The sequence below is a fragment of the Candidatus Chlorohelix sp. genome, assembly GCF_037138995.1.
Taxonomy (GTDB): Bacteria; Chloroflexota; Chloroflexia; order Chloroheliales; family Chloroheliaceae; genus Chlorohelix.
Genome location: NZ_JBAXHI010000008.1, coordinates 100799 through 115239 on the forward strand (window position 1 = coordinate 100799; position 14441 = coordinate 115239).

A 14441-nucleotide genomic window follows, 5' to 3' on the forward strand; every position below is an offset into this window, starting at 1 on the left:
TAGCACAAGTGATGCTGGTTATATTTAGGTCATACTATACGGGTAGGGAAAATGCGTTTGGAAATAAATGCCAGCTTTGAAGCGGTTACTTTGAGCTTGTCTCTCTTGATGGCTAGTTGCGTTTGCTTTAGCCTTCATGAAAAGTTTGAACTAAACGCATTTTCCCTGTACTAGTGGGTCACATTGCAATTGAGGTGCCATTGCTCTAAGCTCAATTTGCTTGATTTAATAGGCAATTTATTTGTAACTTGACCCACTAGCAATCAGGGTAATGTTTATATTCGCATTATTACGAAAAGTTTGACGGTTTCAAGCAAGCCATTAGCGAGTGTTTAAGCCAGACCACTGGTACCCACCAAACTGCCTTAGATAAGCTGTTAGTCCTAAAGTTTCAGACCCTTGAAAGCCCAATCTATGATAGTTATAGCCAAATAAACGGCTGGCTATTTTCTATCGTTTATTTTTTGCCCTTTACATATGCCAATAACAGTCGTCCGGTGGAATCACATTCCACTTCCTGATAACCAGTCTGCTTCATCAGAACTGCATAATTTCTAACATCTGTTTGCGGCATAGTGTGGTTGCTCAGGACATGCTTGAAAAGACCGCCAACTACTGGTAAGGAAGGCATGTCGAAATCCACCACCAAGCACTTGCCTCCCGGTTTTAGCACCCTTTGTATTTCGTTCAACGCCTGAAGTTTTAGATCTCCCGGCAAATGGTGGAAAACCAACCGGCTAATTACTACATCAAAGGTGGCATCCGCGAAAGGTAATTCTTGCGCGTAAGCTACCTGAAATCCCACTTCTACCCCTTTTTCAGCCGCCTTTTTGTTTGCTAATTCTATCATCTCTGGGGCAGCATCAATCCCGAATACCTTACCGGTTTTACCGACATTAGCTTTAGCATTTAAGGTGAGATTACCAGGACCACACCCCAAATCTAATACTGTATCACCTGCTTTGATTTCAGCTAGTTCGATAACCCTTCCTTCGCTTCCTCTCAACAAGTGACCGAAAATCGCGTCATAGCGTTTAGACCATCGAACAAGGTTGCCTTTCGAAGCTTTTTCATGGGTATGTGCAATCATGGAAATCCTCTTTCTCTTATCTGGTACACTATAGCCGATATTGAACAAGATGTTCACTTATTATATAATCCTAATTAGCCAATTATGCAACAATCAATTTTGTAAGATTTGTTCAATACTGAATGGTGGAAATGAAATTGTATGGAAATTAAAACAACTCAGATCGAAAAAGCCCACAAATCAGCAGATCGGCGAATCCAACGAACTCGGCAACTATTACAAGACGCGCTAATTTCACTTATTCAGGAAAAGGATTACGATGAGATAACCGTTCAGGATTTGATTGACCAAGCCAATGTGGGGCGCTCTACCTTCTATTCCCACTTTCTGGATAAGGATGAATTACTGATGAGCGGGCTTGAAAAGTTACGAACTAGCTTTGAGGAGCAGCACCAGAAACTGGGGTTGGAAGTGGGATTGAAAGACCCTGAAATGCAGATAAGCCTTGCTTTTTTCAAACACGCTCAAAGTCACTACGCGCTTTACAAGGCGGTAGTGGGAAAACGAAGCGGTTCTGTGATTACCAAAATTTTCTATGAATACCTGAAAGAAATGTTCAGTGGGTATTTAGCAAACAATGAGTCACAGGAGGAAGTGCCAGTAGAACTGATGGTGCAATTCCTTGCGAGTTCGCTCATGGCACTATTAACGTGGTGGTTCGACAATGACCTACCCTACTCCGCTGAACAAATGAATAACTGGTATCATCGTTTGGTAGGACAGTTTTTGGTGCAGTGATTACTCCACAGCTATTAGGTTATATAGGTTTGGTAAATACGCCGTTTTAGGGTGTACAGCCTTCAAACTAGCCAATAAGGGCTAAAAATATTATGTAGGGAAAATGCGTTTAGTTGAGACTTCTCGCAAAGAGATACAGCAAGTGTGTCAATTTAAAGTAATGTCTGGTTCAGGGTAAGGGCATGGCATCTATAGTATTTCCCCTGATTAGCGGATTAACTTTGGGGACGGCTACTATCGAGGAATAACCCTTACTTGCAACAGGGCAGCTGCAAAAAAAGGTTTTCGTGCAATAAACCTGTTGCGCCTGACAGAGAGGAAGAGGAGAAAGGGTGAGTTCAAATGGACACTCCTGCACCCCCTTTCTGAACTTGCACCAGACCTGAATAGCCTTTAGATTGGTACTGTCAATCTTCTTTTAATAATCCGGCATCGCGAAGATGGCTTAATTCATTGAGAGAAACCAACAGGCGTTGTGGCTTTCCGTCCTGTCCTTTAAAGATACGTAAGAAGGTTACGGAAGTGTTTCCGCAAGGGAAGAAGAAATCGCGGTTAATACCCAGCACCTCTGAAATATAGATGTTTATTGCGCCCCCATGCGAGAAAACTGCAATTCGGTCTCCGATATGTGTTAAAGCAAGGCTGTCCATTGCTTCTACAACACGTTTGCGGAAATCGGCGGAGCGTTCTTCCGTATTAACAGCGTCCCAACTGCCATGTATTGCGGCAATCTGGATAATGCGGTCAAGCCGTTCTCGAAGGGCGGTGGCAGTTTCAGTCGGAGATAAAGTTTCTTCGAGCTTGAATTGAGGTCCAATGTTAATTTCTCGCACCCCTGCTATAGGGATAATGTCAAGCCCTTGTAAATTGGCGAGCGGGGTAGCGGTTTCGATGGTGCGCCGCAAAGGGCTGCTATAGATTGCTTTTAGCTTGATACTTCCCCATCGTTGCGCCAGCGCGTCTGCTTGGGCGCGTCCTTTTGCGCTTAAAGGTTGGTCATCGTAACTACCGCCGGGAACGACTTCGGCAGGGTCAGGCAGGGCATCGGCATGCCTTATCAGCAATATTTCGGTGGCGTTAGCCCGACTCATAAATGGATTCGAGCCGATGTTTTGAGAAGTCTCGCTCATAATTTCCTTTGTTCAAATTTTATGATATGACTAGTTGTCCGATTGCCAGCGTACCGTTTCAGGCTATATGCCCCGCGATTTCCGGCAAAAGAGAGTTGCCTTTCCAGCGCACCCAAACATAGATTATACCATCGGAAAGTAATACTGCCATAAAAAAAAGGACTTGTTCTGTGTGACAGCGCATTTCAGTTGCTAAACACGATTTTTCCAGTTCATGTTATTCTGCTGCTACTCGGTGAACTTCCTGCCATAGTTTTAATTTATTCGACCATTGTCCCGTCAGTTCTTGCGGTAAAAGAGCCGCAATGTTCAAGCCAAGCTGCACTTCAAAAAGTTCAGAACGAGCCGACCAGATGAGCGGTTTGCCAATTCGGACATGCCAACCGCCGTTATGCCACCAAACCCCTACCGGAATTATCGGTAGCCCTAGCGAATTCAGCCATCTGCCTGCGCCGGGTCGGATATTGCCGAATACCAGTCGAGCTTTTCCTTCCGGGAAGACCAGCGCCGGATTCTGTTTGACGCGCAATTTCCATTCTCGTAGAGCTTTGATGGAGGCGCACTCGTTACCCAAAGTTATCCGCACCGCATTTTTGCTCCAACGTTGGTAAGCATAGTTTATCAGTTTTTTTGTAAGGCGTGAGGGTATTGGCGGTTTTTTCTTGCGTTTGGAAGGACGCTGCCCTACCACTAGGATAAATTCTTCCTTAAATTCCGGGCGAGCCTGTTGTACTACTGCATAGATGGCGGCTATTACATCTAGCGTAATTGCTCCCCGATAGTGGTTAGCCGTCAATACAAAAGAGCCGACAGTGGGCAGATTTTCTAATCCTTCCACCTGTACTGGCTTATCAACGAGGCGGCGAAAGAAAACTAGGCTTGAAAGTCGCGGATAAATAATAGTTGCAAGTGTGTACCATACCCAGAAAAGCGCCACGCGCCACCATACTTTCGGTGCATAGTAGGCATGCAAGAAAGCTTTGTCGTTCGATTTAGCCGTCATACTTTTTCAGCTATTGACCGGGTGGGTTTGGGAAGTTTGGCGGAATATCGCCAAAGTCACCCGGATTTAAATCTTCCGGGTTTAATCGTTTTTTTGGCTGCGCTGACTGAGCCACAGTATCGCCTCCTCCTCCACTATCCGAACTACTCTCCGCCGAATACGAGGCATCTGAGGAGGTGTCGCTGCCATCGCTGGAAGCGGAGTCACTATCGCCAGAGTCAGAATCGGAGTCGGAATCATCCAGTAGCAAAGAAATCAATAGCGCGTGTACTCGTAGTAATACTTTCATAGTTGTGACATCTTTCTGGATTAAATCAGATTGGCGCTCCTTCGCACACACCACGCGCCCGTTTTGCTAATGCGGGTACGCCTTCATCTAGGGTTGCGAAGAACGGGTCATCGGTGATACCCAACTTGTGACGTTTGTAACTGCCCTCCAGCACGATAGCCAATTTCCAAATAGCTAAAGCTACATAGAAATTCAGATTTCCAACTTTGGTGCTGGTCAATTCCGCATAATATTCAACAGCTTGATGGCGGTTCATAAAACCGGGTTGTACCGATATTTGACCCATTTCTAGGTTAAAGGGAATCGGCGGGTCTCCGGGATTGCTCCAAAACGAAAGTAGATAACCCACATCTGCCAAAGGGTCGCCCAGTGTAGCGAGTTCCCAGTCCAGAATTGCGATTATGCTTGCAGGTTGCCCCTTGCCGATTATCACATTATCCAAGCGGTAGTCGCCATGAACCAGTGTAGAAGGAGGAGAGTCGGGAAGATGTTCCTTAAGCCATTCGCTTACCCAGATTAAATCGGGCAAATCACGGGTATAAGCACCTTCTAGTTGACCGTTCCAACGTTTCAACTGGCGGGCGATATAGCCTTCTGGTTTGCCCAAATTAGCCAGCCCAACTTTATGATAATCTACCGAGTGTAGTTCTGCCATAGCTCGTACTAATTCCCGTGAAATTTCAAGGCGGGATTTATCATTATCAAATTCAGACGGCAACTCACCACGAATAACATATCCCTCAACCCGCCTCATCATATAAAAGGGCGCACCGATTACGTTGTTATCCTCACAAGCTGCAATCGGTTCTGGCACCGGAACGCGGCTATTTTTTAGCCCATTGATAACGCGCCATTCGCGGATGACATCGTGGGCGGTAGGTAGATAGGGTGGTAGCGGAGGGCGGCGCAAAACAAATTCGTCAGTGCCTCGCTTTACTAGAAATGTGAGGTTTGAATGTCCCTCTCCAATGCGTTGAATTGTAACCGGAGCATCTTCACCCCGCACATTGGTTTGCATCCAGAGTCGTAAAGCAAACTCGTCCACCAGAGTTGATAACGTTGTCATTTATGGCTTAGCTCCAAAAAATGTGTGTAGTGATAGCTAAATGTCTTTCTGCTGAATTATAGCATCAACCTTTTTCTTTGAAAAAACTGTTCGTATGTCATAGAATACCTATAGTAAAATATTTCGCTCAATAAATTTAAATTCGTTTCTTTATAGAAAGAGGAAACCAGATTGGCAAATTACCATGAATTGCTGCCTTCTCATACTTGCAGTCGGATGCTTTCACTCTACGAGCAGAAGGAAGCGCGAGCGGGAGGCGTAAGACCGTTCCCACTACCGGGCGATAAACCACATTATGCGCCTAACCGTGAGTACGCGCTACAACATTTATTTCTGGATATTACAGTGCAATTTGATAACAAAAGTGTGGCAGGTTTGGTACGCACCACCCTTACACCCGTCAATGATGGGTTGGATTCCATAACTTTCGATTCTGAGCATACTGTAGTTAATAAAGTGTGGCTTGAAGGTGAGAACAAAGCTTTGCTTTTCAGACACGAAGATGCAAAACTTAAAATTGAACTAGGCAAACCTTGTAAATCGAACGAAGAACTAACGATTGTAATCGAATATGTGGCTTATCCCCGCTGTGGATTATATTTTGTAGCGCCTAGTGAAGCTTATCCCGATAAAAAGTTACAGGTGTGGTCGCAAGGGCAAGATACCGATAACCACTACTGGTTTCCATGCTACGATGCGCCAAATCAGAAGGCTGTTACCGAAATGCGGGTTACGGTGCCGGAGAATATGTTCGCTCTGTCAAATGGCGCATTACTTGAGACTAAGCATCACCCTTCTGCCGGAACCAGAACCTACCACTGGAAACAGGCGATTCCTCATAGCTCTTATCTGATAACGCTGGCAGCAGCAGAGTTTGTAGAAATTCAGGATAATTGGGAGGATATTCCAGTACCCTATTATGTTTTGCCGGGTGAAGAAGAAAAAGCGCGTGTTTCATTGACCAAAACTCCCCAAATGATGCAATTCTTCTCCGAGAAGGTCGGTCATCGCTACCCCTATGAGAAATATGCCAGTGTTTGTGTCAGCGATTTTATTTTTGGGGGTATGGAGAATACTACTGCTACCACTCTCACTGATACTACTTTGCATGATGAACGCGCCCATCAGGATTATTCCAGCGACCCCTTGCTGGCGCACGAGTTGGCGCACCAGTGGTTTGGGGATTGGTTGACATGTCGTGATTGGAGTCATGGTTGGTTGAATGAGGGATTCGCTACCTACTTTGAAGCGCTATGGGCGGAGCATGACCTTGGGCGCGATGAATTTATCTATGAGATGTACCAGAACTCTCAAATTTACTTCTCTGAAGATACTGGGCATTATCGCCGCCCGATTGTCGCCTATACCTTTAACATGCCGATAGACCTGTTTGACCGCCATCTCTATGAGAAGGGTTCGTTGGTTCTGCACATGATTCGCTATCTTCTGGGCGATGATTTGTGGTGGAAGACTATCAATTATTATGTGAACAAGCACAAGACCCAAAACGTGATTACCTCCGATTTGGAACGCGCAATTGAAGAGGCAACCGGCTTTAATCTGCAAGGCTTTTTCGAGCAGTGGGTCTATAAGTCCGGCTATCCTGAGTTCAAGCTGAGCTATAGCTATGACGATAAGAGCCAAACTGCAAAATTCAGCGTGGTGCAAACGCAAGAGATTAACGCTGAAACATTGCTGTTCACCTTACCGATGGAAATCGCTTTTATAAGTGAAAGCGGCAAGCGTGAGCTATTTAAGGTTGAGCTTGAAGAAAAAGAGCAGACCTTCTATTTCCGCTTAGTTGAAAAACCGCTTTTTGCCAGTTTCGACCCGGATAACTGGATTCTTAAGACGGTGGACTGGAAACGTTCGGCAGAGCAGTTAATAGCGCAACTTGAGAAGGATACCAATTCATTCGGGCGTATCCTAGCAGCGCAAGAATTGGGCAAACTGGCAACGCTTGAAGCGGTAAATGCTCTATCAAAGGGTTTGGCAAACGCTACTTTCTGGGCGGTTCGCGCCGAATGTGCTAAAGCTCTTAGCGTGGCTAAAACTCCTGCTGCCGAAAAAGCGTTGCTGGTAGCGTTGGAGACTGAAAAGCATGCCAAAGTGCGGCGTGCAATTGCTGTGGGCTTGGGCGAGTTTCGCACCGATGCGGTTGTGCAGGCGCTTACCAAAGTGCTGGAGGGCGACATTACCGATATTGTAGAAGGTTCTGCGGCTGTTGCGCTTGGTAAGACAAAACAACCTGACGCTTTTGATACGCTTGTAGCGGCTTTATCACGCGATTCGTTTAACCAGATGGTGCGTAACGGTGCGATTAGCGGGTTGGTAGAATTGAAAGATGCACGCGCCTTGCAGATTGCGCTAGAGTGGACTGCCTACGGGAAGCCTGACCAAAATCGGCAAGCGGCTACGGCTGCTTTGGGTAAAATTGGCAAAACCCTTAAGGATGCTGAAAAAGAAAAGGTGGTTGAACGGTTAACCGAATTATTGCAAGACCCAAGTTGGCGCACCCGCTTACAAGCAATTCGAGCGGCGCAAACTCTAGGCGATAACCGACATATTCCCGATCTACAACGGATTGTAGATACTGCGGTAGAAGGGCGAGAGATAAGAATCAGCCGTGAGGCAATTGCCGCTATTCGTACTGAGTCGGCAAAAGATGACGAGGTCAAGAAGTTGCGTGAAGATTTGGACAAATTGCAAAGTGAGAATAAGGAATTGCGCGAACGGCTTGAAACACTGGAGTCAAAAATAAAATAATGGGGCAAGGGTGCGGAGAGATTCGCACCCTCAATGTTGCTTACTAATCTTCTATTTTGGTAATTTTATTTTCTTCTATAATTGGAAGGGTGTCATGTTCTTGGCTACGGCGCAAGAACCATAGTTGAGCGTTGAAAGCAGGTTCCTCGCTTTTTGGTTTGATATGCTTGTAAGCGCCATCAGGTAATAGGAACCGGGCTTTTTGGTTATCTTTAAGGTATGAAGCTAATACCTCTTTGATTAACCATTCTTTGAGTGTTATTTCTTCTACCGGGAACATGGTCTCCACACGTCTATCCAGATTGCGTTGCATAATATCGGCGCTGCCAAGCCAGACTTCCTCTGCGGTTTTATCACCATTGCGGAAATAAAAGATTCGGTGATGTTCGAGGAAGCGTCCCACGATACTTATAACCCTGATATTTTCACTTAGCCCCTTTATACCGGGGATAATACAGCAACTATTCCTGATAATGAGGTCAATGCTGACACCGGCTTGGCTGGCTTCATATAAAGCGTCTATCAAGGTAAAATCGGTAAGGGCATTTACTTTGAAGATTAATTGTCCCCCTCTACCTGCTTTAACATGTTCAACTTCGCGTTTTATGCGTTCCAGCAAACCGTTTCGGATTCCACCGGGCGAAACTAAAAGTTTGCGATAAGTCGTATTAACGCTATAGCCTGTCAGAGAGTTGAATAGCGCGGAAGCATCTGCTCCTAAGTCCGGTTGACAAGTGAATAAACCTATATCAGTATATACCCTTGCGGTTTTGTAATTGTAATTTCCGGTGCTTAAGTGTACGTACCGCCTGATACCATCCGGTTCCTTACGTACTACTAGCAAAATCTTGCAGTGAGTTTTCAGTTCAATATCGCCATAGACAACATGTACCCCCGCTTTTTCAAGCGCCCTCGCCCACTCTATATTATTTTCTTCATCGAAGCGAGCTTTGAGTTCTACTAGCACCGACACTTGTTTACCGTTCAGGCTTGCCTCTGCCAGAGCCTCTACAATAGGAGAATTAGAACCGACCCGGTAAATAGTTTGCTTGATTGCCAGCACATCTGGGTCATTTGCAGCGGCATTGAGGAAATCAATTACGGGCGTAAAGCTGTCATAGGGATGGTGTAGCAGTATATCATGCGCTCTGATACTGGCAAATATATCTGTGCCGCTACGTAAGCTGGACGGCACGCGAGGGCGAAAAGGGGGGTCTTTTAACCCCGGTATTTCAAGCTCATACAGACTCATGAGATTGGCTAAACCAAGTGGACCCTCGGTTGGATAGATATAGTCTGACTCAATTTCGAGGTTGGAGCTAAGAATGCTTTTGATTGATTCTGGGGTGTGTGCGTCCACTAGAAGTTGAGTTACACTACCAAAGCGTCTTCTAGCTAGGCTTTCTTCCACAGTTTGCAAAAGATCGCCTGCTTCGTCTTGGCGGATTTCAATATCGGCATCGCGTACTACTCGGAAAGCATAACTATTCACTACTTGCAAACCGGTGAATAAACTATCTAGATTCGCCGCTACTAATTGTTCAAGCCAAACATAACCGCGTTTGCGCCCACGTATTAGCTCAGGTTGGTTGCGGTCGTATGGCACTTCTACCGGAACAAGTCGAGGCAAAACTTGGGGAATTTTCACACGCGCGAATTTATTGTCACCCTCTGGGGATTTAATTGCAACTGCTAAACTCAAACTCAGATTGGAGATATGTGGGAAAGGATGAGCAGGGTCAACTGCCAACGGGGTAAGAACCGGATAAACGGTGCTATCGAAAAAGCCCTTTAGAGTGGTTTTTTGTTCCTCATTTAGTTCTGAATAATTATAGATGTGGATTCCGGCTTTAGCCAATAATGGTAGTAGTGTTTGCTTGAAATATTTTATTGCTAAACTATAAAGTGCCTGTACTCGGTCGCTCAGTAGTAACAATTGTTCGCGAGGAGTCAGCCCATCCTCACTAGGTGAGGTAATTCCCTCTTCCACCTGCGCTTTTAAACCGGAAATCCGAATCATATAGAATTCGTCAACATTACTATAGAAAATGCTTAGGAATTTCACACGTTCCAGCAATGGATGTGTTTCATCCATAGCTTCTTCTAGTACGCGGTAATTAAACTCTAGTAAGCTAATTTCACGATTAAAATAAGCTTTTTGGGGTTCGATAAGTTGATGATTATCTGTATTACTAGGATGATTTCTAGTCATAAAGTTATTATATTTCCTTGTTAAATTACAGAATTGTTATTTTAAGCAGCTTATCTTACTAGATTTTAAGGTTATCAATCTATTTTGTCAAAATATTCCGATTGACTTTATCTTTTGTTCCAAATAAGATGTAAGTATTACTCTCAAAACCATTTAATTTTTGCCAAAGGTTAAAGATATGAGCGCTTTCGACTTGAAATTGCCACGTATGGCTACTATCCGTCAAAGTTTGTACCATGCTCCTTTAGGTGAGGCAGAGGTTATTGCATCGGTACAGCGTGAGTTTGCCAGAACTGGTTTGTTGAACAAGATTCAAGCTGGACAAACTATTGCTATTGGGGCGGGTAGTCGTGGGATAGCCTCAATCAATTTGATAATTAGGACTCTGGTAGAAGAAGTTAAAAAAATCAACGCTAACCCGTTTGTTTTTCCTGCAATGGGTAGTCATGGTGGGGCTACTGCCGAAGGGCAGGTAGAGATGCTTGGTACTTTGGGGATAACCGAGAGCTATATCGGCTGTTCCATTCTCAGTAGTATGGATGTAATCGAATTGGGTACTACCGCTAGGGGAGTGCCGGTATTTCTGGATAAAAATGCCTGCCAAGCCGATGGAATAATAATTGCAAACCGCATCAAGGCTCATACCAATTTTCGTGGTGAAGTTGAGAGCGGATTAATGAAAATGTTGGCAATTGGAACGGGCAAACAGCGGCAGGCAATGGCTATACATGCAATGGGCGCGGATGGATTGCGCGATAATATACCAGAGGTAGGGCAGGCGCTCCTAGACCGTGCGCCTGTGCTGGCTGGCTTTGCTTCAATTGAAGATGGTTATCATAACGCCACCCGAATTATAGGAGTAGAGCCTGAAAATTTCTTACGCACCGAGATTGAGCTTTTAAAAGAAGCAAAACATTATATGCCGAAACTACCCCTCAAGCAGTTCGATATTCTGGTGGTGGATCAAATCGGCAAAAATATCAGTGGTTCTGGTATGGACTCAAATGTAGTTGGCAGAGTAAGATTGCCCGGTCTTAACGCTTTTCCTGAACCTGACATTCAGGTGATTATTGCGTTGGATATGACGGAGGAGTCACATGGAAACGCCGTTGGTGTTGGTCTGGCGGATTTGACTGTACGACGTTTAGTTAACAAAGTGGATTACCATGCCACTTATACTAATGTGCTTACCGGTAACGGTCCGCAACATGGTGCGATACCGGTTACATTAGAGTCAGACAAGGAAGCAATACAGACTGCCAGCAAATATCTATTGCCTCCAATGAACCCATCTGACATCAAAATGATGCGTATCCGCAACACCTTGACGCTGGATGTTTTGCAGGTTAGTGAGGCTGTTTTGAGGCAACTCCAATCTTTGGATGGGATTGAAATTATTACAGAGCTTGCCGAAATTGAGTTTGATAGTAGCGGTTCGTTGTTCTAAAAGAAAAACCCCTCTTTAGTGAGAGGGGTTGATTTCTCTAATATAGTTGTTAAGGTCTTCCGTAGCGCCATTGGAAATAATGCTGCCCTACGTTCCCCATTTCCACCTGCCATTCCGCACTGTTATTCGGTGTAAATGTTAGGACTCGTCTTTCAAAGACCTGTACCATGACATCCTTTTCCTGTCCACCGACCACAGCTTTTATCCAGTAAGGTTCACTTAATGGCAACCCCATTACATATACCCAATCCATTAATTGGGCTTTTATGTAACTATTTCCGTCAAATACTGTTCCGGTAGAAGTGAGATAATTCCAGAAAACATCAGGAATATTGTGTCCGGTTTCGGTTACATATTTTGACAGCTTAACTTGAGCAGGGGCTGTATCAAGTTCAAAGGTGTTACCTTCGCTTGTTACTACAATATTAACCGTTTGACCTGAAAGATCGGCTGCCATGCCGTTTCCATCGACTGTAATTAGGTTTGCAAAACTTTGGTAGGTGGGTGATGGATTGGAATTACTCAAGTCTCCCGCTATTGGTAATGTGTTTGGTACGGTTTGCTGGAATAATGAGTCTCCGGTTGCTATTTTACCAAGAATCATTTCCCTGACTAACAAACCGTTGCTTACAAACCATTGTGAGTCGCGGTTACTCTTAGGGTTATTGATTTCCATCCGGCTTTTGTCAAAGTATTGTACCTGTCGTGAACCGCCGGGTGCATCAGCATAGGATTCTGTTTTAAACAAACCGGGCGTTCCCCACATCCAAGTACGGGCGGTGCGTCCTGATAGTACCGCTAGATCGGTGTAATCCCATACGCGCCTGAAACCGGAATCACTGAAGCTTAGGCTTAGTGAATTTACTGAGGCTCCTGCGACAGTCGTTGTACTGATAGCAGTGGTAGTGACTATGGGGGCGGTTGTAGCAATGGGACCAGACCCAGTCGAGAAAGTTAACAGGTAAGACATCCCATTTTGCCCTCTATCACCTGTATTCCTTGCCTCTGCATAGTATATACCATCACTCGGTACGCCGAAATTAACCTGTGAAGATAGGTCGCCATCGCTTCTATCATCATTTTGCCCGATCAAAACTTGGCTTGCAATCTTGGAAGGATCCGTCGAATCAAAGCTGATAGCCCATACGAATAGGGAAGTATCAATTCCGGCAGTAGGTAATCCGGTAAAACTGGTGCCGACTGAGTAAATCCGACCTGCTTTAGCATAAAACCTGACCCAATCTCTATCACCGTCAGGGCAGAATGTATGGGTCTGAGTTTCGTTTATCAAAATTTCTTTGGCAGTATTTGGCGTATTATCCGATTCATAAGCATCAAAGCAGGTTCCGATTCCGTTGCCAAAGGCTGCTAATGTGAGGTTATAGCTCATTAAATCGGTGCCATGTCCGGCAACGTCTTTAACTGCCAGATAATACCGAACAAATTCACCGAGCGATGTTCCGGTGGTGTAAGGTACTACCCAGTCAATGCGAGAGGCTAGACCTGCTCCGGGATAATCATCGCTGGAATAGATAGGTTTGAGGCTACCATCGGCGTTAAGTTGGTACAGCACTATAAAGGTGTCAATTCCGCCTTGCAGTTTGCTGGTGAAAACACTGTACGTTTTACCCTTAACCAAATCAAAATATTGCCAATCTACATCGCTGGCAGGGCATGCAAAATGGAATTGGGTTCCATCATTAGCAGTGTCTATAGTAGGCAAACCGGGAGTTGGGTTGAAAGGTGCCGTAGCGCTTTGGCTAGGTTTAAGTTGGCTGGCTTGACTAGGGTTATTATCCGGTTCAAATCTGTCATAACATGTTCCAAGAGTTGGTGTAGCGCCGGGTGTACTGGTAGCGGGTACGGTAGTGCCTATGCCGTTTAATGTTAGTGTAAGTCCATATGCTCCGCAAGGGTTGTTATGATCAGGTTGACCCTGAATAACCCTTATATAGTAGCTACCGGTTGCTGATGCTGTAAAAGTAATAGTAGAAATATAGCTGGCACTAGTAGTTCCACTACCGTTATCGGCTGCCAGCGGAGTATTTACATTGGCTATACTATCCAGCAGAAAGATTGCTGGGTAAGTTTGATACTCAGGTAGAGTTTCAACTAATGCTTCTGCCGTTATTGTATAACTTCGTCCTGCTTGTGCAGTAAACCCAACCCAATCTTCATCGGCTGGATTCAGTGTGTGGGCTTGTATTGTTGATACCAGAATAGGTTTTGCAGTAGCGGCTGTGTTATCTGGTTCATATGTATCAACTGTTCCGGGACAAGCTCCCATAACCCGATAGCCCGGTGTAGGTGCAAGCGGCGTGGTTACAGGCGCAGCCTGATTTACTACGTTTCCATTTGCGGCTAATGCTTTGGGATTCGCGCCATTAAGGTAAGCTTTGTCCAGTTGCATAACCCTGTTAAAATTAAAGGGCGAGGCGTATTGCTTTTCAATCCTTTGCGCTTCATCTTTGTTATTCGGAAGCGATGGCAAAACGCCATTCCATGACGCGCTAACAGCGGTCGGTTCAGCCGCACTTAAAGCTCCATCTGCTACCGGACTGTAGCTTGAAGCCATAAGCGCAGATTCTACCAGTATTACTGTAACTATTAGGAGTATTGATACTCGAAATAATCGGGATTTGTAAATTTTGTGATTAGTGCGATTAGGTTTCATTGGATGAAATTCCTCCGGCAATTGGC

Annotated in this window: 10 protein-coding genes; 3 read left to right on the top strand and 7 right to left on the bottom strand. The window is 45.0% G+C overall.

The genetic code is table 11. The annotated features are described in order from the left end of the window. Positions 1 to 457: 457 nt before the first annotated feature. Complete coding sequence (locus WCK19_RS06005; protein WP_342396467.1) at positions 458 to 1090, bottom strand: class I SAM-dependent methyltransferase; 633 nt, start codon at positions 1088 to 1090, stop codon at positions 458 to 460. Between the two features lie 141 nt (positions 1091 to 1231). Between WCK19_RS06005 and WCK19_RS06010 the strand changes: the two genes are divergently transcribed. Further along, positions 1232 to 1828, top strand: a complete 597-nt coding sequence (locus WCK19_RS06010) for a TetR/AcrR family transcriptional regulator (RefSeq protein WP_342396468.1) — start codon at positions 1232 to 1234, stop codon at positions 1826 to 1828. Positions 1829 to 2235: 407 nt separating this feature from the next. On the opposite strand, the gene WCK19_RS06015 is transcribed toward WCK19_RS06010, so the two are convergent. The 4 genes from WCK19_RS06015 to WCK19_RS06030 all read right to left on the bottom strand — a co-directional run bounded on the left by WCK19_RS06015 (position 2236) and on the right by WCK19_RS06030 (position 5316). Beyond that, the gene (locus WCK19_RS06015; protein WP_342396469.1) at positions 2236 to 2958 is read right to left on the bottom strand and encodes a histidine phosphatase family protein; all 723 of its coding nucleotides are present in this window, start codon (positions 2956 to 2958) and stop codon (positions 2236 to 2238) included. 217 nt (positions 2959 to 3175) lie between these two features. Further along, complete coding sequence (locus WCK19_RS06020; protein WP_342396470.1) at positions 3176 to 3961, bottom strand: 1-acyl-sn-glycerol-3-phosphate acyltransferase; 786 nt, start codon at positions 3959 to 3961, stop codon at positions 3176 to 3178. 10 nt (positions 3962 to 3971) lie between these two features. After that, the gene (locus WCK19_RS06025; protein WP_342396489.1) at positions 3972 to 4301 is read right to left on the bottom strand and encodes a hypothetical protein; all 330 of its coding nucleotides are present in this window, start codon (positions 4299 to 4301) and stop codon (positions 3972 to 3974) included. Beyond that, on the bottom strand, positions 4276 to 5316 hold the full coding sequence (locus WCK19_RS06030; RefSeq protein WP_342396471.1) for a phosphotransferase family protein: 1041 nt from the start codon (positions 5314 to 5316) through the stop codon (positions 4276 to 4278). The genes WCK19_RS06025 and WCK19_RS06030 overlap by 26 nt, the downstream gene beginning before the upstream one ends. A gap of 171 nt (positions 5317 to 5487) precedes the next feature. On the opposite strand from WCK19_RS06030, the gene WCK19_RS06035 reads away from it, so the two are divergent. Next, entirely contained in the window at positions 5488 to 8082 is a 2595-nt protein-coding gene (locus WCK19_RS06035; RefSeq protein ID WP_342396472.1) for a M1 family aminopeptidase, read from the top strand. Positions 8083 to 8125: 43 nt separating this feature from the next. Here WCK19_RS06035 and ppk1 read toward each other — a convergent pair whose 3' ends face one another. Then, positions 8126 to 10294 (bottom strand): polyphosphate kinase 1, encoded by a 2169-nt coding sequence (ppk1, locus tag WCK19_RS06040; protein ID WP_342396473.1) that lies wholly within the window; start codon positions 10292 to 10294, stop codon positions 8126 to 8128. A 178-nt stretch (positions 10295 to 10472) separates the two neighbouring features. Between ppk1 and WCK19_RS06045 the strand changes: the two genes are divergently transcribed. Continuing rightward, complete coding sequence (locus tag WCK19_RS06045; RefSeq protein WP_342396474.1) at positions 10473 to 11741, top strand: lactate racemase domain-containing protein; 1269 nt, start codon at positions 10473 to 10475, stop codon at positions 11739 to 11741. A 49-nt stretch (positions 11742 to 11790) separates the two neighbouring features. On the opposite strand, the gene WCK19_RS06050 is transcribed toward WCK19_RS06045, so the two are convergent. After that, a complete protein-coding gene (locus WCK19_RS06050) occupies positions 11791 to 14415 on the bottom strand; it encodes a PPC domain-containing protein (RefSeq protein WP_342396475.1) in 2625 nt (874 codons plus the stop codon). Between the last annotated feature and the right edge of the window lie 26 nt (positions 14416 to 14441).